The sequence below is a fragment of the Streptomyces subrutilus genome, from assembly GCF_008704535.1.
In the GTDB taxonomy this organism is placed as follows: Bacteria; Actinomycetota; Actinomycetes; order Streptomycetales; family Streptomycetaceae; genus Streptomyces; species Streptomyces subrutilus.
Window position 1 is genome coordinate 5,212,178 of record NZ_CP023701.1, and the last position, 20,032, is coordinate 5,232,209.

The window sequence follows — 20,032 nt, forward strand, 5'->3', positions numbered from 1 at the left end:
ACCCCCCGGTGCGGCGATCAACGGCCGCGCAGGTCGAAGCGGCTCCGAAGGGGGCCATACGGGGCGCATAAAGACTACTATTTCCGTTCGTATGTGACGTACGTCCTGTGGGACGAGTCACCGGCGCGGTGCCCCGATGTCACCCTCGGTGCCCACCCGTGCACCGTTGAGAGCAAGCCCGGGCGGCTCTTCCTCCGACGGATCGAAGGCCACCGGCGCATCGAACGCGGCCTTCCGGGTCGCCCGGCGCAGCGCCTTCAGCAGCGTGCCGCCCAGCGTCAGCGTCAGGACGACCGTCAGCGCCGCCCGCCCCAGGTCCCAGCCCACCGAGGTGGCCAGGCAGTAGGCGAGGAAGCGCGTCAGGTTCGCCCCCACCGGATCGCCGGGGTGGAAGGAGACGCCCTGCCCCATGCCCTGCAGCATCACCCAGCCCTGGAGGTTCATGACGGTGCCGTACGCGAACGAGCCCGCGCAGCCGTACGCCGCCAGCATCAGCAGCTCCGCCCGGCCCCGGATGCGCTCGGGGCCCGGCAGCAGCCCCGCGCCCAGCGAGAACCAGCCCAGCGCCAGCATCTGGAACGGCATCCACGGCCCGACCCCGCCCGTCAGCAGCGCCGACGCGAACATCGTCACCGAACCGAGGACGAAGCCGAAGCCGGGGCCGAGCACCCGGCCGCTGAGCACCATCAGGAAGAACATGGGCTCCAGCCCCGCCGTCCCGGCACCCAGCGGTCTCAGCGCGGCCCCCACGGCCGCGAGCACGCCGAGCATCGCCACCGCCTTGGCGTCCATGCCGTGGTCCGCGATGGTCGCGACCACCACCGCGACGAGCAGCGGGAGCAGCGCGGCGAAGAGCCACGGGGCGTCCTGGGAGTGGGCCAGGCCGGACTGCCGGTCGGCGAGGAGCGGCCAGCCGAAGGCCGCGATGCCGATGAGGCCGACCAGGGCGAGGGCGACGGCCGCGCGCGGCCCGATCCGTACCGGGCGGGCCGGGCGTGGGGGCCGGGCCGGGCGTGCGGGGCCGGCGGCGAGGGCGGGCCGGGGGCGGCCGGGGCGGCGGATCACGGGGTCCGCGCCTCCGTCCCCGCCGCGGCCAGGGCCGCGGCGACCTGGCTCACGGTGAGCCAGTGGCCCGGCGCCAGCACCTTCGCCACCTGCGGTGCGAAGGCCGGGGAGGACACCACGACCTCGGCGGTCGGACCGTCCGCGACGATCTCGCCGCCCGCCAGGATCACCACCCGGTCGACCAGCTCGGCCGCCAGCTCCACGTCGTGCGTGGCCAGCACGATGGCGTGGCCCTCGGCCGCGAGGGCCCGCAGGACGTCGATCAGCCGGGCCTTGGCGGCGTAGTCCAGGCCGCGGGTGGGCTCGTCGAGGAGCAGCAGCTCGGGGCGGCCGGTCAGCACCAGGGCCAGCGCCAGGGCGAGCCGCTGCCCCTCGGAGAGGTCGCGGGGGTGCGTGTCGTCGGCCACGTCCGGGAGCAGTGCGCTGACCAGACCCCGGCAGGTGCCCGGCGCCGCCCCGGCGTCGGAGTCGGCGGCGGCGCACTCGGCGGCGACCGTGTCGGCGTACAGCAGGTCGCGGGGCTCCTGCGGGACCAGGCCGACCCGGCGCACCATCTCGGGCGGCGCCGTCAGGTGCGGGACGTGGCCGCCGACGCGCACCGAACCGGAGGCGGGGGCGACCGTGCCGACGAGCGCGGACAGCAGGGTGGACTTGCCGGCGCCGTTGCGGCCCATCAGGGCCACCGTCTCGCCCCGCGCCACCCGCAGGTCGATGCCGCGCAGCACCTCGACCCGGCCGCGCCGCACGCCCAGCCCGCGCACCTCGGCCGGCCCCGCGCCCGGCGGGTCCGCGGGCGCGCGGACGGAAGCGGGCGCGTCCCGCCGGAGCAGCCGCGCGAAGAGCCCGGTACGGGACACCGCGGGGGCGGCCGGCGCGGCCCCGGCGGGAGCGGCGTCGGCTCGGGCCACGGCCACGGGCGCGGGCCCGGCGCCGAGGTCGGGGTCGGGGTCGGGCGCGTGGCCGTGGCCGGTGGTGGGGCCGGCCGCGGTCGCGGGGCCGGGGCGGGGCCGGGCGGCGGCGGGCGCAGCCAGGCGCGAGCGGAGGGGGGCGGCCAGCCGGCGGGCGTCGCGGACCGACAGGGGGAGCGGGGACCAGTCCGCGAGGCGGCCCAGGGCCACCACCGGCGGGTGGACGGGCGAGAGGGCCATGATCCGGGCCGGGGAACCCAGCACGGGCGCGGCCCCGGGGGCGGGCAGCAGCAGCACCCGGTCGGCGTACTGCACCACCCGCTCCAGCCGGTGCTCCGCCATCAGGACGGTGGTGCCCAGGTCGTGGACCAGCCGCTGGAGCACGGCGAGGACCTCCTCGGCCGCCGCCGGGTCCAGGGCCGACGTCGGCTCGTCGAGCACCAGCACCCGCGGGTGCGGGGTCAGCACCGACCCGATCGCGACGCGCTGCTGCTGGCCGCCCGACAGGGTGGCGATGGGCCGGTCGCGCAGTTCGTTCAGCCCGAGGAGGTCCAGGGTCTCCTCCACCCGGCGCCGCATCACCGCGGGCGGCAGCCCCAGGGACTCCATGCCGTACGCGAGCTCGTCCTCCACCACGTCCGTCACGAAGTGCGCGAGGGGGTCCTGCCCCACCGTGCCCACCACGTCCGCCAGCTCGCGCGGCCGGTGCGTGCGCGTGTCGCGGCCCGCGACCGTCACCCGCCCGCGCAGGGTCCCGCCCGTGAAGTGCGGGACCAGCCCGCAGACGGCTCCCAGCAGGGTGGACTTGCCGACCCCCGACGGACCGACGAGAAGCGTCAGCTCGCCCTCGGGAACCACCAGGTCCACACCCTGGAGGCAGGGCGCGGACGCGCCGTCGTAGGTGACCGACACCTGTTCGAAGCGGATCACCGGGACGACTCCTTGGCTGGGGGTACGGGCGCCACGAAGGCGGGCAGCAGACCGATCAGGATCGCGGCCGCCGGCCACAGCGGCAGTTCGGGCGCGACCAGCGGCACCACACCCGGGCGCAGGCCCTCCGGATCGACGGAGGCCGCGTGCACGAGCAGGGCGGCCACGGCCGCGCCCGAACCGGACACCAGCCAGGCGCGCGCGCCCCACCGGTCGGGCCGGTAGCGGGTGCGCACCGACCGGCGCCCGCCCAGCCGCAGGCCCGCCAAGGCCAGGACCAGGCCGATGCCGAGCACGGGCAGGCCGTACGCGGCGCCCTCGGCGGCGAGCAGCCCGTAGGTGCCCGCGCACATTCCGAGGAGTCCGCCGAGGGTCAGCGCGTTGGTGGTGTGCCGGACGGCGGGCGGCACCTCGGCCGTCCGCCCGTAGCCGCGCGCGTCCATCGACGCGGCGGTCGCGACCGACCGTTCCAGGGCGCCCTCCAGGACCGGCAGGCCGATCTGCAGCACGGCCCGCACCCCGCCGGTGGGGCGGCCGCGCAGCCGGCGGGCGGTCCGCAGCCGGGCGACGTCGGCGACCATGTTCGGCGCGAACGTCATGGCGACGACGACGGCGACCCCGGCCTCGTAGAGGGCGGCCGGCAGGGACTTCAGGAGCCGGGCCGGATTGGCGAGGGCGTTCGCGGCGCCCACGCAGACGAGCAGGGTGGCCAGCTTGGCGCCGTCGTAGAAGGCGAAGACCAACTGCTCGGCGGTGACCCGGCCGCCGAAGCGGATGCCCTGGGCCCAGGCGGGGAGCGGGACCTCGGGGAGGCCGAAGAGGGTGTGCGAGCCGGGGATGGGGGAGCCGAGCAGCACGGAGAACAGCAGGCGCAGGCCGATGACGACGACGCCGAGCTTGAGGAAGGCCCCGTACGAACGGGCCCAGGGCGCGTCGGTGCGGCGGGCCGCGACGACGTAGCCGGCCACGCCGACGACCAGGCCCAGGAGCAGCGGATTGGTGGTGCGGGAGGCGGCCGTGGCCAGCCCGAGGGCCCACAGCCACCACGCGCCGGCGTGCAGTGCGTTGCCGCGGCTCGCCTCTGGCGGCTGCCAGTGCCCGCGCCGCCCGTACGCCTCCGCACCGGCCCGGGCCGGGGCCGGAGCGGTGGCGCGGGTTGCGGCGGCCCGAGTCCGGGCCGGACCGGTCGGGCCCGGCGGCCCGGAGCCGGTGGGCGGACCGGCCGGGTCCGGGGCGGGTCCGACGGGCGGACCGGGCCGGCGCGGGGCGCTGGAGGAGGTCATCGGGTGCGGCGGCGGGACTGCCAGAAGGCGGCCGCGGCCAGGGCGGCGACCGCCGCGACGCCGGCCAGCAGGCCCGCGGAGGGGCCGCCGCCGGACTCCGCGTCGGCCGCGGCGGGCGCCGGGGACGGCGCGGACGGCTGGGCCGAGCCCCCCGCGACCTGGTCGCCGCAGCCCTGCTTCGGGTAGCCGGAGATCGCGCACAGCAGCGCCGCACCGTTGTAGCGCAGCGGTTTGGCGACCTCGGCCAGCGCCTCGGCCGTCGTCGCGTCCGGGGCCACCTGCGCGCACGCCGTGCGCGGGGCGTCCTGCGGCGGGGCCTCGCCGGCCGGGGCGTCAGCGGGCAGGCCGAAGTCCAGGACCAGGGCCACCCGTTTGCGGCCCTCCACCGGGGCGGTGGCGCCGCAGACGGCCGCGAAGTCGGCCCCGGTGCGCGGCTGCGCCGCCCGGGCCGCCTCGTCCTGGCTCACCGCGAAGCGGAAGCCCCGCACGGAACCGTCCGCCGGCCGGGCGGACGGGCCCTGCGTCGCGTAGGTCCACTGCCCGCCCGAACCGCCGTCCCAGAACGACCAGTAGCGGTACCCGACCGCCAGCGCGGGCGCGGCGGCCACCACGGCCAGCAGCCCGCCCAGGGCGAGCGCGGCCACGAAGGCCGGCACCGGGGCGAGCGGACGCGGACGCGGCGCGCGACGGCGATCGGGCCGACGGCCGGACCGGCGACCGGGCCGGTGCCCGCCCGGGTGCGCGGACCGGCGACCGCCGCGGTGAAGGGGCGGGTGGACGGGCGGGTCGGCGGCAGGGCGGGCGTGCATCAGAGCTGGTTCTTCTTGCGGCGTCCGCTCAGCAGGATGCCGATGCCCGTGCCGGCCGCGGCGCCCGCACCGACGATCCACCAGACGTTCTGGCCGCCGGAGCCCCCGGACCTCTCGCTCTCCACCGTGGTCGCGCCGGTGTCCGCGCCCTGCGGCGCCGGGCCGGTCGCGTTCAGCTCGGCGACCAGGTCGGCGCCGCCGAAGGACTTCGGGTCCGTGCCCGTGGCGTGCGCGGCCAGCACCAGGGTGCCCAGCGCCGCCGGGCTGCCCTTCGCCCACGCAGCCGAGTTGGCCTTCAGCCACTCCAGCGCGCCCGCCGCCGACTGCTCGTGGCCGGCCGCGGCCAGCGCGATCACCGCGTCGGCGGTGTTGCCGGTGTCGGGGGTCGGCTGGTCGGCGCCCGGGGTCACGGCGGTGAGGTGGCCGTCCTTCCTCAGGGCCTCGGCGAGGTAGCCGGCGGCTCCCTGGGCGGCGCTCCGCGCGGCGGACGCCGGGTCGGCGGCGGCCGGCGCCGGGCAGGCGAGCGGGGCGGCCGGGGTGTCCTCGGCGGGCGGCGGCACGGCCGCACCCCGGCCCAGGCCGGCCAGGGTCGCGGCGGCGGTGGCGTCCGGGTTGGCGAGCAGCTTGCCGTCGACCGGCTGGTAGGCGAAGGAGCCCCGGTCGGCGGCCGGCTCGGCGGAACAGCCCAGCTGGAAGGGGAGCAGGCCCTCGTACGCCGACTTCCCCGCCTTCGACCTGACCTCGGCCGGCTTCTCCCCGGCCACCGCGAGCGCGCTGATGACCAGGGAGGTGGAGTTGGCCTCGCTCGGGCTGCCCGGGACGTAGGCCCAGCCGCCGTCCTCGTTCTGTACGGACTTCAGCCAGTCCACCGTCCTGCGGACGGCCGCGTCCTGCCCGCCGAGGGCGGTGAGCGCCTGCACGGCGGCCGCGGCGGCGTTGGTGTCGTACATCGTCTTGTCGTCGCAGGCCGTGCCCGGGTCGGCGCGGAACGAGGCGTAGGCCCCGCTCGCGCAGCTCTGCCCGACCAGCCAGTCGACGGCCTGCGCGGCCGGCTTGACGCCGACCGTGTGCTGGGCGAGGAGCGCGAAGGACTGCCGCCACACGCCGTCGTACGTCGGGTCGGCCTTCCCGTACAGGCCGGAGGGGATCACGGGCGGCGCCGAGGGGGAGGCGGGCGGGGCGGTGTCGGCGAGGGCCGCGGGGGCGGCACCCGCGCAGAGCACGGCGGAGGCGGCGAGCGCGGCGGCGCCGCGGCGGACGTTCATGGGGCGGGTGGTGCCTCTCGTGCTGGGGAGCGGGAGGCAGGCACGCGCAGGCACCGGGCTCCGGCCCCGTGTACCTCGACGGTGCCGGCCGCCGGGGAACCCGGCGGCACGAGCCGCGCACCTCCGCCCCGGGGCAGTCCGGCTCCCCGCCCGGACGGCGCCGGAGTGGGTCACGGTTGCGGGTCAGCGCCGGAATCGCACCGGCTTCCCCCCGTACGGAAGTGTGGACGACGGGTTCACTCTACCGGCCCACGTCCACCCGGCCCGGGGCGCAGGCCCCCGGGGCCCCTTGCCGGACGCGCGCCCGGCGCCGCGTTCCGCCCGCGGCCGCCGGGTCTACACCGCCCGGTACTCCACCGGCCCGCTGCCCGGGACGGCCTCGGCGCGGCCCTGCTTCACCAGCCGCCGCAGATGGGCTTCCGCTTCGGAGACGGCGATGGTGCGGGAGCCGTACGGGATCTGCTCCCAGGGGCGGTTCCACTCCATCCGCTCGGCCAGCGCCCACGGGGTCAGGGGTTCGGCCAGCAGCTCCCACAGGCCGGTCAGCCGCTCCTCGTGGTGGTCCAGCAGCTCCCGCACGCGGGCGGGGGCGTCGGTGAAGGCGTGCTGGTGGGCCGGGAGCACCTCGGCGGGGCGCAGCCTCCCGATGCGTTCGAGGGAGTCGAGGTAGTCGCCGAGGGGGTCGGTGACCCGGGTGACGCCGTGCTCGTCGGGGGCCTCGTACAGGCCGATGTGCGGGGAGATCCCGGGCAGCAGGTGGTCGCCGGAGAAGAGCCGGCCGTTGCCGGGGAGGTCGGCGGGGTGCCGTTCCTCCAGGTGGAGGCAGACGTGGCCGGGGGTGTGGCCGGGCGTCCAGATCGCGCGCAGCCTGCGGCCGGCGAGCGGGAGCAGCTCGGCGGGGACGATCTCGCGGTCGGGCACGGCGGCCCGCAGCCCGGGCAGGGTCCGCAGCCGGCCGCTCGCCCGGGCGGCGCGCAGCGGGGCGACGTGCTCCTCGGGGGCTCCGGCGGCGGTGAGCTTCTCGCTCATGTAGTCGAACCAGACGCCGGGCTCGGAGGACCGGGTGCGCACGACGACCTCGGTGTCGGCGGCGTGCATGGCGATCCACGCGCCGGAGGCCTCGCGGACCCGGCCGGAGAGGCCGTGGTGGTCGGGGTGGTGGTGGGTGATGACGACGCCGTGGACGTCATCGACGGAGGTGCCGAGGGCGGCGAGGCCGGCGCACAGGGTGTCCCAGGAGTCGGGGTCGTCCCACCCGGTGTCGACGAGGACGGGGCCGCGGTCGGTGTCGAGGAGGTGGACGAGGGTGTGTCCGAGGGGGTTGTCCGGGATGGGGACCTTGATCGCCCACACGCCCCCGCCGTGGTCGGTGACCCCGGGAGCCGCGGGGGCGGGGGCCGGCGTCCGGGGCGGTGCGCCCTGCGGGGCGGTGGGCGGGGTCGTGTGCGGTGTGTCCTCTGGCATGAGGGCCCCCTGTCTTCGGTCTGTCATCGGCCTGTCCCTGCTCCGACCCACGGACGAGAACCTGTTCCAGTAGTCGCCCAAGTCGACCATCTTCACGCCGTTCTGACTAGTCGTTGGATCTTTCCCGTCGTTCCGCCCTGGCCGTGGACTCCTGGAACTAGAACTGGTATCAGTTCGGGAACGCCAAGCCGCAGGAGGCACCAGCCATGACGGAGCTCGTGGAACACGGACAGCTGTTCATCGGCGGAGAGTGGACGGATCCGCTGGGCACCGGGACGATCGAGGTCGTCTCGCCCCACACCGAACAGGTCATCGGATCCGTCCCGCACGCCTCGAACGCGGACGTCGACCGGGCGGTGGCGGCGGCGCGCACCGCCTTCGACTCCGGCCCCTGGCCCCGGATGAGCCTCGACGAGCGGATCGAGGTCGTCACCCGGATCAAGGACGCCATCGCCGTCCGCCACGAGGAGATCGCCCGCTCGATCAGCTCCCAGAACGGCTCCCCCTACTCCTGGAGCGTCCTGGCCCAGGCCCTCGGCCCGATGATGGTCTACGACGCCGCGATCAACGTCGCGCGCGCCTACCCGTACGAGGAGCACCGCCAGGGCGCCCTCGGGCCGATCCTGGTGCGCCGCGAACCGGTCGGGGTCGTGGCCGCCGTCATCCCCTGGAACGTCCCGCAGTTCGTGGCCGCCGCCAAGCTCGCGCCCGCCCTGCTCAGCGGCTGCACGGTCATCCTCAAGCCGTCGCCGGAAGCCCCCCTCGACTCCTACATCCTCGCCGACATCGCCCGCGAGGCCGGGGTGCCGGAGGGCGTCCTGTCGATCCTGCCCGCCGACCGCGAGGTCAGCGAGTACCTCGTCGGCCACCCCGGCGTGGACAAGGTGGCCTTCACCGGATCGGTCGCCGCGGGCAGGCGCGTGATGGAGGTCGCCGCGCGCAACCTCACCCGCGTCACCCTCGAACTCGGCGGCAAGTCCGCCGCCGTCGTCCTGCCCGACGCCGACCTCGAATCCACCATCGCCGGGATCGTCCCCGCCGCCTGGATGAACAACGGCCAGGCGTGCGTGGCCCAGACCCGGATCCTCGCCCCGCGCAGCCGCTACGGAGAGGTCGCCGAGGCCCTCGCCGCCGCGGCCGGCGCCCTGGTCGTCGGCGACCCGCTCGACCCCGCCACCCAGCTCGGCCCGCTCGTCGCCCGGCGCCAGCAGCAGCGCTCCCTCGACTACATCCGCATCGGCCAGGAGGAAGGCGCCAAGATCCTCACCGGCGGCGGCCGCCCGGCGGGCCGCGACCGGGGCTGGTACGTGGAGCCCACCCTCTTCGGCGACGTCGACAACTCCATGCGGATCGCCCGCGAGGAGATCTTCGGGCCGGTCGTCTGCCTGATCCCGTACGGGGACGAGGCGGAGGCCGCGCGCATCGCCAACGACTCCGACTTCGGCCTGAGCGGCAGCGTCTGGACCGCGGACGTCGAGCACGGCATCGACTTCGCCCGCGGCGTGCGCACCGGAACCTTCAACGTGAACACCTTCAGCCTGGACATGCTGGGCCCGTTCGGCGGCTACAAGGACAGCGGCCTCGGGCGGGAGTTCGGCCCGGAGGGGCTCGGCGAGTACCTGGAGCACAAGATGATCCACCTGCCCGGGGGCTACACCGCCGCCGGCGGGTCCGGGGCGGGTGCCTGATGGGAGACCGCTGGCAGGTCGAGGTGGACCGGGGCGTCTGCATCGGCTCGGGGATGTGCGTCAACCACGCCCCGGACGGCTTCGCCCTCGACTCGGCCCGCCAGTCCCACCCGCGCGCACCGCAGACGGACGCGAACGAACCGGTCCTGACGGCGGCCGAAGGCTGCCCGGTCGAAGCCATCCTCATCACCCTGGCCGCGACCGGCGAACCGGTCTTCCCTCCGGAGGACTGAGGGGGCCGAGGCGGCGCGCGCGGGCCGCCGGCGAGCGGGCCGGCCGGGGTTCCCCCGGTGGGCGGGCCTCCCCCTCGCACGGGTGCGGTCCGTCGGCACCGACAACGCCATGTACCGGCTGGGCGAGGACCTGGTCGTACGGCTGCCGCGCGTTCCCGACGCTTCGTCGCGGTCCTCCGGCGCGTGGACGCCACCGGCGGGCCGCCGTCCTTCCGGGGCGGACCGCTGAGCGGCCGCGACGGGGACGTCCGCGGCGCCATCCGGAACCTGCGCGCGGACGGCGTCCTGAAGGCGGCTACCGCGGCCGCGGTACGGGCGGTGTGGGACGAGGCCGTCGGCCTCCCCCGTGGGAGGGCGCGCCGGCCCGCCCCTCCCCGGCCCGGCCCGCCCCGCCCCACCAACAACATCAGGCCTTTTCGGGGGCCGTCAGGTCGATCAGGCGGCAGACCGTTTCTATGTCGATCTTGACTTGGGCTATCGACGCGCGGCCCGACAGCCAGGTGATCAGGGCCGAGTGCCAGGTGTGTTCGATGACCCGGACCGCCGAGAGTTGTTCCGCCGTGGGCGGGGCGGCGAGGTCCATCGCGTCCAGGATGATCGCCGTCGTCAGCCGCGACACCGTGTCGACCTCGGGGCTCACGCTGCGGTCCGCGAAGGTCAGGGCCCGCACCATCGCGTCGGCCAGGTGGGGCTCCCGCTGGAGGGCGCGGAAGGCGCGCATCAGGGTCTCCGCCACCCGGGCCGCGGGATCGTCGCCCGCCGGAGGGCGTTTGCGCAGCGTGGTGTGCATGTGCTGGAGCTGGTCCTGCATGGTGGCGACGAGCAGGTGCACCTTGGACGGGAAGTACCGGTAGAGGGTGCCCAGGGCCACGCTGGAGGACTCGGCGACCTCGCGCATCTGGACGGCGTCGAAGCCGCCCCGGCTGGCCAGCTGGGCACTCGCGTGCAGGATCCGGCGGCGGCGCGCCTCCTGGCGCTCCGTCAGGGGAGGAGACGCCGGCGTGGTGACGGCCTTCGCTTCCGCTGTCATGTGTCCCGTTCCATGGCGTTCCATGTCGTTCCGTGTCGTTGCAGGGTCGTGGTGGGGCGTTCCGTGTCGTTGCGTGGGCTGATCCGGGGCCGGACCGGGGCCGGTTCGGGGCTGGTTCGTGCTGGTTCCGGGCTGATCCGGGGTCAGCATGTCAGGCGCCGGAGCCGTGGCGCGAATCACCTGCTCCGCCTCTTACGGTGTGGTTTCCGGCCGGTAGATTCAATGGTCTTCGACGGATCAAGTCTGGAACTTGTTCTACATTATGCGAGCGGTTACGCTCCGGCGAAAGTGCAGGGAGATGGGGGCCGAGAGTGAGCGCTGAGGCCATGGTGACGAGCCCTTTCGCGGGTTCCGCCACTGACGGCGACCGCCCGTTGCGCATCGCACTCCTCACCTATAAGGGGAACCCGTTCTGCGGCGGCCAGGGCGTCTACGTCCGACACCTCGCGCGCGAGCTGGTCCGGCTGGGGCACTCCGTCGAGGTGATCGGTGCGCAGCCCTACCCGGTCCTCGACACGGGGGCCACGCTCACCGAGCTACCCAGTCTCGACCTGTACCGGCAGCCCGACCCGTTCCGCACCCCCAAGCGGGGCGAGTACCGGGACTGGATCGACGCCGTCGAGGTCGCCACCATGTGGACCGGCGGGTTTCCCGAGCCGCTGACCTTCTCGCTGCGGGCCCGGCGCCACCTCGCCTCCCGCGCGGGCGAGTTCGACGTGATCCACGACAACCAGACGCTCGGCTACGGCCTGTTGGCCGACCTCGGTGCGCCGCTGGTCACCACCATCCACCACCCCATCACGGTGGACCGGCAGTTGGACCTCGACGCCGCCAAGGACCGGCGCAGGCGCGCCTCCGTCCGCCGCTGGTACGCCTTCACCCGCATGCAGGGCCGCGTCGCGCGCCGACTGCCCTCCGTGCTCACCGTCTCGGGCTCCTCCCAGCAGGAGATCGCCCACCACCTCGGTGTCCGCGACGACCGCATCCACGTGGTCCACATCGGTGCCGACACCGACCTGTGGTCGCCCGACGCGTCCGTGGCCGAGGTGCCGGGCCGCATCGTGACCACCTCCAGCGCCGACGTGCCGCTCAAGGGCCTCGTCCACCTCGTCGAGGCCCTCGCCAAGCTGCGCACCGACCAGCCCGAGGCGCACCTCGTCGTGGTCGGCAAGCGCGCCGAGAAGGGGCCGGTGGCCCGCGCGATCGAGACGTACGGGCTCCAGGACGCCGTCCGCTTCGTCAAGGGCATCACCGACACCGAGCTCGTCGACCTCGTGCGCAGTGCCCAGATCGCCTGCGTGCCCTCCCTGTACGAGGGCTTCTCGCTCCCGGCGGCCGAGGCCATGGCCACGGGCACCCCGCTCGTCGCCACCACCGGCGGCGCGATCCCCGAGGTCTCCGGCCCCGACGGCGAGACCTGCCTGGCCGTGCCGCCCGGCGACGCCGGGGCGCTGGCCGGCGCGCTCGGGCGGCTGCTGGGCGATGCCGAGCTGCGGGCCCGGCTCGGCGGGGCCGGGCGCGAGCGGGTGCTGACCCGGTTCACCTGGGCCAAGGCGGCCGAGGGCACCGTCGCGCACTACCGCGCCGCGATCGAGCAGGCCGTCGCCGGTACCTCCCGGACCACCGCCCGTACGTCCCGTACCGCCCGTACGCGGTGACCTTCCGTCTCCTCCGTTCCACGAGTCACCCCCCGCACCATCACCGCACCCCCCGCGACAGCGAAGGCAGGACCCCGTGCTGACCGTCGATTTCTCCCGGTTCCCGCTCGCCGCAGGCGACCGCGTACTCGACCTGGGCTGCGGCGCAGGCCGGCACGCCTTCGAGTGCTACCGGAGAGGCGCCCAGGTGGTCGCCGTCGACCGCAACGGCGAGGAGATCCGCGAGGTCGCGAAGTGGTTCGCCGCCATGAAGGAGGCCGGTGAGGCCCCCGCCGGCGCCACCGCCACCGCCATGGAGGGCGACGCGCTGGCCCTGCCCTTCCCCGACGAGTCCTTCGACGTCGTCATCATCTCCGAGGTGATGGAGCACATCCCCGACGACAAGGGCGTGCTCGCCGAGATGGTCCGCGTCCTCAAGCCGGGCGGCCGCATCGCCGTCACCGTCCCGCGCTACGGCCCGGAGAAGGTCTGCTGGGCGCTCTCCGACGCCTACCACGAGGTCGAGGGCGGCCACATCCGCATCTACAAGGCGGACGAGCTGCTCGGCAAGATGGAGGCCGCGGGCCTCAAGCCGTACGGCACGCACCACGCGCACGGCCTGCACTCCCCGTACTGGTGGCTCAAGTGCGCGTTCGGCGTCGACAACGACAAGGCGCTGCCGGTCAAGGCGTACCACAAGCTGCTGGTCTGGGACATCATGAAGAAGCCGCTGGCCACGCGCCTGGCGGAGCAGGCGCTGAACCCGGTCATCGGCAAGTCCTTCGTGGCGTACGCGACGAAGCCGCACCTGCCCGTCGGCGCCGCCCAGTGACCTCGCCCGGGCGCACCGAACCGGAGCACCTGGTCCTGGACGGGGTGCTCACCGCCGAGCAGGCCGCCGAGACCGTCGCCGGGATCCTCGCGGCCCAGCGGGCGGACGGGGCCATCCCGTGGTTCCGCGGGCACCACCTCGACCCCTGGGACCACACCGAGGCGGCGATGGCGCTGGACGCGGCGGGCGAGCACGAGGCCGCCGGGCGGGCGTACGACTGGCTGGCCCGGCACCAGAACCGGGACGGCTCCTGGTACGCGGCCTACGCCGACCGGGCGGACGGGGTGGACACCGGCGAGCCGCAGGACGCGGGCCGGGAGAGCAACTTCACCGCCTACATAGCCGTCGGCGTCTGGCACCACTACCTGGCCACCGGCGACGAGTCCTTCCTCGACCGCATGTGGCCGGCCGTCTACGCGGCCGTCGAGTGGGTGCTGGCCCTCCAGCAGCCGGGCGGGGAGATCGGCTGGAAGCGGGAGGCGGACGGCACGGCCGTGACCGACGCCCTGCTGACCGGTTCGTCCTCCATCCACCAGGCGCTGCGCTGCGCGCTGGCCGTCGCCGAGCACCGCGGGGAGCCGCAGCCCGACTGGGAGCTGGCCGCGGGTGCGCTGGGGCACGCGGTGCGCCGTCATCCGGAGCGGTTCCTCGACAAGGGCCGCTACTCCATGGACTGGTACTACCCGGTGCTGGGCGGCGCGCTGACGGGTGACGCGGCCAGGGCGCGGCTCGCGGAGCGGTGGGAGGAGTTCGTGGTGCCGGGCCTGGGCGTGCGCTGCGTGCTGCCCAATCCGTGGGTGACGGGCGGGGAGTCCTGCGAGCTGGCGCTGGCGCTGTGGGCCGTGGGGGAGGCGGAGCGGGCGCGGGAGGTGCTGCGGTCGATCACGCACCTGCGCGCGGACAACGGCATGTACTGGACCGGGTACGTGTTCCAGGACGGCGCGGTGTGGCCCGAGGAGCAGACGACGTGGACGGCCGGGTCGCTGCTGCTCGCGGTGGCGGCGCTGGGCGGGGACGAGGCCACCACCCGGGTGTTCGGCGGGGCGTCGCTGCCGGCCGGGCTGGAGCCCGACTGCTGCGGCTGAGCACTCGACCGCCGCGGCGCGGGGCGGGCCCCGGCCGCGGCGGCGGCGGTCAGCGGCGGTAGAGCCAGCCGGCGACGATGTGGCCGATGAAGACGTACACCACGGCGGCCAGGCCGTAGCCGACGACGACCTGGACCCATTCCTTGCTGAAGGTGAACAGGTCGTAGGACCAGCCGGCGAGCCAAGTGGCCGCGTCGTGGATGAAGTTGACCAGTTCGTTGCCCTGGTTGGCATCCAGCAGGTACAGCAGGATCCACAGGGCGATCACGAAGGCGAGCACGTCCGCCACAAGTGCGACGGCACGGCCTGCCTGACTGCTTCCTCGGGTACGCACTCGCGTGTGTGTGGGCATGGTCCGCGTGTTGCCGCCCGGGCGTGTCGTAAACCCGAACGGGCCCCTCCAGAAGGCGGTTGCGGGCCGTGGGGGTGAGGCTGCGGGGGACACCTCAGTCCCCGGAGGCAATCGTGTCCGTATCCACCACCGTCCGATTCCGCCGCTCGCTCGCGGCCGTGGTCCTGTCCACGGCGCTGCTGGCGGGCGGCACCGCCTGCGGCAGCGGTCAGGCCGCCCAGCCCCGGGCGGAGAGCACCTCCGTCCAGGAGGAGACCGTCTCCATGGCCTCGGCCGCCGAGCTGGCCGCCCTCGCGGCCGCGGTGCCGGCCGCCTACGAGGCCGACGAGGCCGCGGCGGCGACGCCCTCGCCCAGTACGAGCGCGGAGAAGCAGAAGTTCGCCAAGACGCGGTTCGTCGCCAACGCCGGGCTCGCGGCGGGCGCCACCTACCAGTGGATCGTCAAGCCCTACCGCGCCGGCAAGTTCAAGAAGGGCGCCAAGGGGCGCACGTTCGCGCTCGTCAAGGCCGGGCTCGCCGGCGCCTTCGCCTACAACCGGCTGAAGGCGGCGTCCGACAACGCCAAGGGCGACCCGCTGCTGTCGAAGGCGATGGTCCCGCTCACGGCCGGCATCGAGTCCCTCAAGGGGCTCGGCACCAAGCTCCGCAAGGGCCAGGCGGGTGACGCGGACATCGACGCGTTCAACAACGTGATCGGTGGGGTCAAGGACGCCGGCAAGAGCGCGGGCGCCCCGGTGACCGACCAGGTCCCGAGCCTCTCGCAGCTGGGCGGCTAGCCGCCGGCCTCCGGCGGCCGGCGGCCTGAGGACGTCCGGGGCGGCGGGATCTCATGCCCGCCGGCTCGGATAAAAAACACATAAGATCGCGTGCATGGGCGGGGGCCGGTCGGGCACACGGTGTCTCGGAGGTAATAACTATGGTTCCCCTGCTTCTCGTTCTTCTGCTGGCCCTGATCCTCTTCGGCGCGGGTTTCGCGGTGAAGATTCTCTGGTGGGTCGCCATCGCGGTCCTGATCCTGTGGCTCATCGGTTTCGTCGCCCGTCCCAAGGGCGGCAGCGGCCGTTGGTACCGCTGGTAGCCGTACGGCACCGACGCCGTCGCGACACCGCATGGCGGTGGCCTGCCGTCCCATCCGACATGGGACGGCAGGCCACCGCCATGCCGTCGTGTGCGCGGATACCCCCGGTACCGGGTGAAAGCCGGTACCGGGGGTATCCGCGCACCAGCCGGGACGGTCGCCGTGACGCAGCAGGGGACCTGCTCACCTCCAAAGATCGGCGGCCGCCCCGGTCCCGCACCACCGGGACGGGGCCGCCGGTGCCGGACGGTCGCACCGCACCCCTGCTCGGCTCGTAAGCTGGTCGGATGGCAGACGACCAGGATGACCGTGAGCGGCTCGCGCCGGTGGAGGGCGCGGAGCCTGATGTGGTGCGCGTCGGCGGGGAGATGGACTACGACCGGGCGCCCTTGCTGTGCGACGTCCTGCGCACCGCGATCACCCGTCCCGGCGGTCCCGTCGAGATCGTCGCCGACCTGAGCGACCTCACCTTCTGCGACTCCGCCGGACTCAACTCCTTCGTACGGGCCCACCACCTGGCCCGCCGGCACGGCCGCCGGCTGCGCCTGCACGCACCGCGCCCCCAGGTCATGCACCTCCTGGAGATCTCGGGGGTCGAGAAGCTCTTCCTCATCACCGCGCGGCCCGCCCCCTGAAGCCTCCGCGCCGTCCGGCCGTCCGCACCGTCCGCCGTGGGCCGGTGCGCGGCGGGCCTGTTTCAATGGAGCGCGTGATCGAATTCGTGGTGTTCGCCCTCGTCGCGGCCGGCGCCGGGTGGCTGGTGCGGCGCAAGCACCGGAGCCGGACGGCCCTCGCGCCGGTGCCCGGCATCCCCTGCATGGCCCGCCACCCCGCCGGCGCGGGCCGCTGGCGGCCGGGCCGGATCGACGCCGAAGGGGGCGCGGCCCGCTGGACCCCGAGCCGCGGCGAGCCGGTGCCGCTGCCGGGCGGCCGGTCCACGGCCGTACGGGTCCCGTCGGTGAGGGAGGGCATCGCCATCAACCCCGGATCGCGCATCGTGACCTGCGCCTACGCGGACGGCGGCACGATCGAGGTCGCGGTCATGCCGCTGGACCTGCGCGAACTGCTCGCGGCCCTCCCGCAGGAGGAGCAGGCGGCCTAGGCCGTCTCTTTCGGATCTTGCCGGGCCCGCGACGCCTGGCACCGTGCCTGGCCGCACTGCCGAGGCGACCACGTACGTCCAGTACGCGAGCGCCCCGGCAGCACGCCCAGGCACGGCACCAGACGCCGCGGGCTCGGCCGACAAGATCTGAAAGAGACGACCTAGTGACCTGAGTCAGAGATTCGGTGGCAGTAGGCGGCGACTTTGTCGAGGATTTCGTCGGCTGTCTTCGTCCAGACGAAGGGCCTGGGCTGGTCGTTCCAGTCGCTCAGCCAGGCCCGGATGTCGCGTTCGAGGGCCTGGACGGAGCGGTGGACTCCCCGCTTGAGCTTCTTTTGTGTGAGCTCGGCGAACCACCGCTCGACCAGGTTGAGCCAGGACGCGCTGGTGGGTGTGAAGTGCAGGTGGAACCGCGGGTGGGCCAGCAGCCACTTCTTGATGTCCGGCGTCTTGTGGGTCGCGTAGTTGTCGAGGATCAGATGGACCTGAAGATCCGCCGGGACCTCTTTGTCGACCTTGGTCAGGAACTTCTTGAACTCGGCGGCCCGGTGGCGGCGGTGGAGTGATCCGATGACCTTGCCGGTGGCGACCTCCAGGGCCGCGAAGAGGGTGGTGGTGCCGGCGCGGATGTAGTCGTGACTACGGCGCTCGGGAACGCCGGGCATCATGGGCAGGACCGGCTGGGACCGGTCCAGGGCCTGGATCTGCGACTTCTCGTCCACACAGAGGACCAAAGCCTTCTCCGGCGGGTCGAGGTAGAGACCGACCACGTCACGGACCTTGTCGATGAACAGCGGGTCCGTCGACAGTTTGAACGTTTGGGACCGGTGCGGGGCCAGCGCGAACGCCCGCCAGATCCTCGAGACCGTCGACTGGGACATCCCGGTTGCCGCGGCCATCGACCTCGTCGACCAATGCGTCGCGTTCTTCGGCGTCTCTTCCAGGGTTTTGACGATGACCCGCTCGACATCCGCGTCGGTGATCTTCCGCGGGACACCCGGACGCGGCTCGTCGCCCAGCCCGTCCAGGCCGTGCTCCAGGAAACGCCGCCGCCACGTGCGGACCGTGTCCGGAGCGATCCCCAGCCGCCGCGACACCTCCATGACCGAGTGCCCACCCGCGCACTCCAACACGATCCGCGACCGCTGAGCCAAAGCCTGGGCCGTCGAGCGACGACGCAACCAACCCTCCAACACAGCCCGCTGGGCATCAGTGACCGACAACGGCGGAATCTTCGGACCCGGACGACTCATACCGAACCAACGACAAACCTCAGACTCAGGTCACTAGGCGGTGAGGGAGTCGACCTCCGACGCGTAGAGCGCGGCCGGGTCCAGGCCCATGCCGTTGAAGTGGCCCGCGAGTTCCAGGGACAGCGCGCCGTGCAGGCGGCTCCAGAACGCCAGGGCCAGGCGCAGGGCGGCCGGCGGGGCGTCGGGGTGGTCGCCGGCCCATCCGCGGTGGTCCGCGAGGTGCGCGTCGAAGGAGTGCCCCCGCCCGCCCGGGGCGGCCGCGGCGCAGGCGTCGAGCAGGACGGTCATCATCTCGGCGGCGATCGCCGTGATCTCCGGCGGCGCGTGGTAGCCCGGCACCGGGGTGCCGTACACGAGGAAGTAGCGGTGCCGGTCCTGGAGCGCCCAGTGGCGCAGCGATCCGGCCAGCGCGACGAGGTGGCCGGTGCCGGCACCGGCACCGGTGTCGGCGCCCGGGTCCTGGGCGGTGTCGGTGGCCGCGTGGAAGGCGTCGGCGAGGCTGCGGTAGGCGTCCCGGATGAGCTCGGTGATCAGTTCGTCGCGGTTGGCGAAGTACCGGTAGAGCGCGGGGCCGCTCAGGCCCATCTGCTTGGCGATGGCGTTGAGCGAGAGGGCGGAGGTGCCCGAGCCGGCGATCTGCTGCCAGGCCTTCTCCTTGACCTCGGTGCGGACCTGCTCGCGGTACCGCTCGCGGGGGGTCGTCGTCCGTTCGGTCATTGCCGCCACCTCTCGCCCTGTCCTGCCACTGCCCTGTCCTGTCGCCGGCCTGTCCCGCGCCGCCGGTCCGCGACCTCGCGCCGGTGAGAACGTATCACCAACGACACGGCTGCTCACGGTTCCATCGTCACGCCCTTGACACCCCCGATATCCGCACTCATTCTTGTTATAGCTTCTAACGGAAGCGAGAGATGCAAACGAGAAGGGGAGGCGCGTGATGAACACCGTCGAGCGTGTCGAGGTCGTCCTGCCGGGCAAGGTCGAGCCGGAGGGTCTGGAGCTGCACCGCAGGCCGGTCCCGGCCCCGGCGGCCGGACAGGTCGTGGTCGCCATGGAGGCGACGGGCGTCTCCTTCGCCGAGCAGCAGATGCGCCGCGGCCGCTACTACGACCAGCCGCCCTTCCCCTTCGTCCCCGGATACGACCTGGTCGGCACCGTGCTGACGGTCGGCGACGGCGTCGACCCCGGCCTGCTCGGCCGACGGGTGGCCGCGCTGACGAAGACCGGCGGCTGGGCCAGCCACGTCGTGCTCGACGCCGCCGACGTGGTGGACGTCCCGGCGGGCCTCGGTGCGCCGGAGGCGGAGACCGCGGTCGTCAACGGCATCACCGCCTGGCAGATGCTCCACCGCAAGGCCCGGGTGCGCCCGGGTCAGACGGTCCTGGTGCACGGAGCCAACGGCGGGGTCGGTTCGATCCTCGTCCAGCTCGCGCTGGCGGCCGGCGTCCGGGTGATCGGCACCGCCTCGACCCGCCACCACGACGCCCTGCGCGCCCTCGGGGTGACCCCCCTCGACTACCGCTCCGGCACCGTTACCGCGCGGGTCCGGGAGCTGGCGCCCGGCGGGGTGGACGCGGTCTTCGACCACGTCGGCGGCCCCGGCATCGTCGACTCCTGGCGGCTGCTGGCCCCCGGCGGCACCCTCGTCTCCTACGGCAGCGCCGCCACCCGCGACGACGTGGGCAACGGGGCGGTGCCCGTGCTGCGGCTGCTGGGCCGGGTGTGGATGTGGAACTGGCTGCCCAACGGCCGCAGCGCCCACTTCTTCAACGTCTGGGCCGGCCGCGCGTACGCCAAGGACCGCTTCCGGGCCCGTCTGCGCGCCGACCTCACCCAGGTGCTGACCGCCCTCCAGCGCGGCGAGATCACGGCCAAGGTCGCCGCCGAGATCCCGCTCGCCCGCGTCGCCGAGGCGATGCGGCTGGCCGAGTCGGGCACGGTCGCCGGCAAGGTCGTCCTCGTCCCCTGACCCCCGGCCCCCGGGCCCCGGCCCCCGACCCCTGACCCCCGGCCCCTGACCC

At 74.3% G+C, this 20,032-nt stretch carries 20 protein-coding genes and 1 riboswitch; of the genes, 10 read left to right on the forward strand and 10 right to left on the reverse strand.

The genetic code is table 11. The features are described 5' to 3' along the window. Positions 1-117: 117 nt before the first annotated feature. The 6 genes from CP968_RS23055 to CP968_RS23080 all read right to left on the reverse strand — a co-directional run bounded on the left by CP968_RS23055 (position 118) and on the right by CP968_RS23080 (position 7,724). The gene (locus tag CP968_RS23055) at positions 118-1,062 is read right to left on the reverse strand and encodes an ECF transporter S component (protein ID WP_373304149.1); all 945 of its coding nucleotides are present in this window, start codon (positions 1,060-1,062) and stop codon (positions 118-120) included. Then, positions 1,062-2,903 carry an ABC transporter ATP-binding protein gene (locus tag CP968_RS23060; protein WP_150519806.1) on the reverse strand — a complete coding sequence of 614 codons (1,842 nt, stop codon included), beginning with the start codon at positions 2,901-2,903 and terminating at the stop codon, positions 1,062-1,064. The genes CP968_RS23055 and CP968_RS23060 overlap by 1 nt, the downstream gene beginning before the upstream one ends. Then, positions 2,900-4,186, reverse strand: coding sequence for an energy-coupling factor transporter transmembrane protein EcfT (locus CP968_RS23065; protein WP_373304148.1), 1,287 nt, complete (start codon positions 4,184-4,186; stop codon positions 2,900-2,902). The genes CP968_RS23060 and CP968_RS23065 overlap by 4 nt, the downstream gene beginning before the upstream one ends. After that, the gene (locus tag CP968_RS23070; protein WP_150519807.1) at positions 4,183-4,842 is read right to left on the reverse strand and encodes an SCO2322 family protein; all 660 of its coding nucleotides are present in this window, start codon (positions 4,840-4,842) and stop codon (positions 4,183-4,185) included. Before CP968_RS23070 ends, CP968_RS23065 begins: the two co-directional genes overlap by 4 nt. A gap of 152 nt (positions 4,843-4,994) precedes the next feature. After that, on the reverse strand, positions 4,995-6,260 hold the full coding sequence (locus CP968_RS23075) for an SCO2321 family membrane protein (protein WP_150519808.1): 1,266 nt from the start codon (positions 6,258-6,260) through the stop codon (positions 4,995-4,997). A gap of 140 nt (positions 6,261-6,400) precedes the next feature. After that, positions 6,401-6,469: riboswitch (cobalamin riboswitch) on the reverse strand. Between the two features lie 127 nt (positions 6,470-6,596). Then, positions 6,597-7,724: a Strvi_7410 family MBL fold metallo-hydrolase gene (locus tag CP968_RS23080; protein ID WP_229886962.1), complete on the reverse strand. Its 1,128-nt coding sequence runs from the start codon at positions 7,722-7,724 to the stop codon at positions 6,597-6,599. 206 nt (positions 7,725-7,930) lie between these two features. On the opposite strand from CP968_RS23080, the gene CP968_RS23085 reads away from it, so the two are divergent. Both CP968_RS23085 and CP968_RS23090 read left to right on the forward strand, forming a co-directional pair. Next, on the forward strand, positions 7,931-9,412 hold the full coding sequence (locus CP968_RS23085) for an aldehyde dehydrogenase (protein WP_150519809.1): 1,482 nt from the start codon (positions 7,931-7,933) through the stop codon (positions 9,410-9,412). Continuing rightward, positions 9,412-9,645: a ferredoxin gene (locus tag CP968_RS23090; protein ID WP_150519810.1), complete on the forward strand. Its 234-nt coding sequence runs from the start codon at positions 9,412-9,414 to the stop codon at positions 9,643-9,645. Before CP968_RS23085 ends, CP968_RS23090 begins: the two co-directional genes overlap by 1 nt. Positions 9,646-10,051: 406 nt before the next feature. On the opposite strand, the gene CP968_RS23100 is transcribed toward CP968_RS23090, so the two are convergent. Next, entirely contained in the window at positions 10,052-10,675 is a 624-nt protein-coding gene (locus CP968_RS23100) for a TetR family transcriptional regulator (RefSeq protein ID WP_150519811.1), read from the reverse strand. A 311-nt stretch (positions 10,676-10,986) separates the two neighbouring features. Here CP968_RS23100 and CP968_RS23105 point away from each other — a divergent pair, with 311 nt between their 5' ends. From CP968_RS23105 to CP968_RS23115, 3 genes are all read left to right on the forward strand, one after another. Further along, entirely contained in the window at positions 10,987-12,333 is a 1,347-nt protein-coding gene (locus CP968_RS23105) for a glycosyltransferase family 4 protein (protein ID WP_150519812.1), read from the forward strand. A 76-nt stretch (positions 12,334-12,409) separates the two neighbouring features. Next, positions 12,410-13,144: a class I SAM-dependent methyltransferase gene (locus CP968_RS23110; protein WP_150519813.1), complete on the forward strand. Its 735-nt coding sequence runs from the start codon at positions 12,410-12,412 to the stop codon at positions 13,142-13,144. Next, the gene (locus tag CP968_RS23115) at positions 13,141-14,229 is read left to right on the forward strand and encodes a prenyltransferase/squalene oxidase repeat-containing protein (RefSeq protein WP_150519814.1); all 1,089 of its coding nucleotides are present in this window, start codon (positions 13,141-13,143) and stop codon (positions 14,227-14,229) included. The genes CP968_RS23110 and CP968_RS23115 overlap by 4 nt, the downstream gene beginning before the upstream one ends. A gap of 49 nt (positions 14,230-14,278) precedes the next feature. Here CP968_RS23115 and CP968_RS23120 read toward each other — a convergent pair whose 3' ends face one another. After that, a complete protein-coding gene (locus CP968_RS23120) occupies positions 14,279-14,581 on the reverse strand; it encodes a hypothetical protein (RefSeq protein WP_150519815.1) in 303 nt (100 codons plus the stop codon). 113 nt (positions 14,582-14,694) lie between these two features. On the opposite strand from CP968_RS23120, the gene CP968_RS23125 reads away from it, so the two are divergent. The 4 genes from CP968_RS23125 (at position 14,695) to CP968_RS23140 (ending at position 16,761) form a co-directional block, all read left to right on the forward strand. Further along, positions 14,695-15,357 carry a hypothetical protein gene (locus tag CP968_RS23125; RefSeq protein WP_150519816.1) on the forward strand — a complete coding sequence of 221 codons (663 nt, stop codon included), beginning with the start codon at positions 14,695-14,697 and terminating at the stop codon, positions 15,355-15,357. A 140-nt stretch (positions 15,358-15,497) separates the two neighbouring features. Continuing rightward, the gene (locus tag CP968_RS23130; protein WP_031140725.1) at positions 15,498-15,659 is read left to right on the forward strand and encodes a hypothetical protein; all 162 of its coding nucleotides are present in this window, start codon (positions 15,498-15,500) and stop codon (positions 15,657-15,659) included. Positions 15,660-15,946: 287 nt separating this feature from the next. Further along, on the forward strand, positions 15,947-16,294 hold the full coding sequence (locus CP968_RS23135; protein ID WP_150519817.1) for an STAS domain-containing protein: 348 nt from the start codon (positions 15,947-15,949) through the stop codon (positions 16,292-16,294). Positions 16,295-16,368: 74 nt separating this feature from the next. Next, positions 16,369-16,761 (forward strand): hypothetical protein, encoded by a 393-nt coding sequence (locus CP968_RS23140; protein ID WP_150519818.1) that lies wholly within the window; start codon positions 16,369-16,371, stop codon positions 16,759-16,761. 161 nt (positions 16,762-16,922) lie between these two features. Here CP968_RS23140 and CP968_RS23145 read toward each other — a convergent pair whose 3' ends face one another. Beyond that, entirely contained in the window at positions 16,923-18,014 is a 1,092-nt protein-coding gene (locus tag CP968_RS23145; RefSeq protein ID WP_150517909.1) for an IS630 family transposase, read from the reverse strand. Between the two features lie 33 nt (positions 18,015-18,047). After that, on the reverse strand, positions 18,048-18,731 hold the full coding sequence (locus CP968_RS23150; protein ID WP_150519819.1) for a TetR/AcrR family transcriptional regulator: 684 nt from the start codon (positions 18,729-18,731) through the stop codon (positions 18,048-18,050). 217 nt (positions 18,732-18,948) lie between these two features. Here CP968_RS23150 and CP968_RS23155 point away from each other — a divergent pair, with 217 nt between their 5' ends. Next, on the forward strand, positions 18,949-19,980 hold the full coding sequence (locus CP968_RS23155) for a medium chain dehydrogenase/reductase family protein (protein ID WP_150519820.1): 1,032 nt from the start codon (positions 18,949-18,951) through the stop codon (positions 19,978-19,980). The last annotated feature ends 52 nt before the right edge of the window (positions 19,981-20,032 follow it).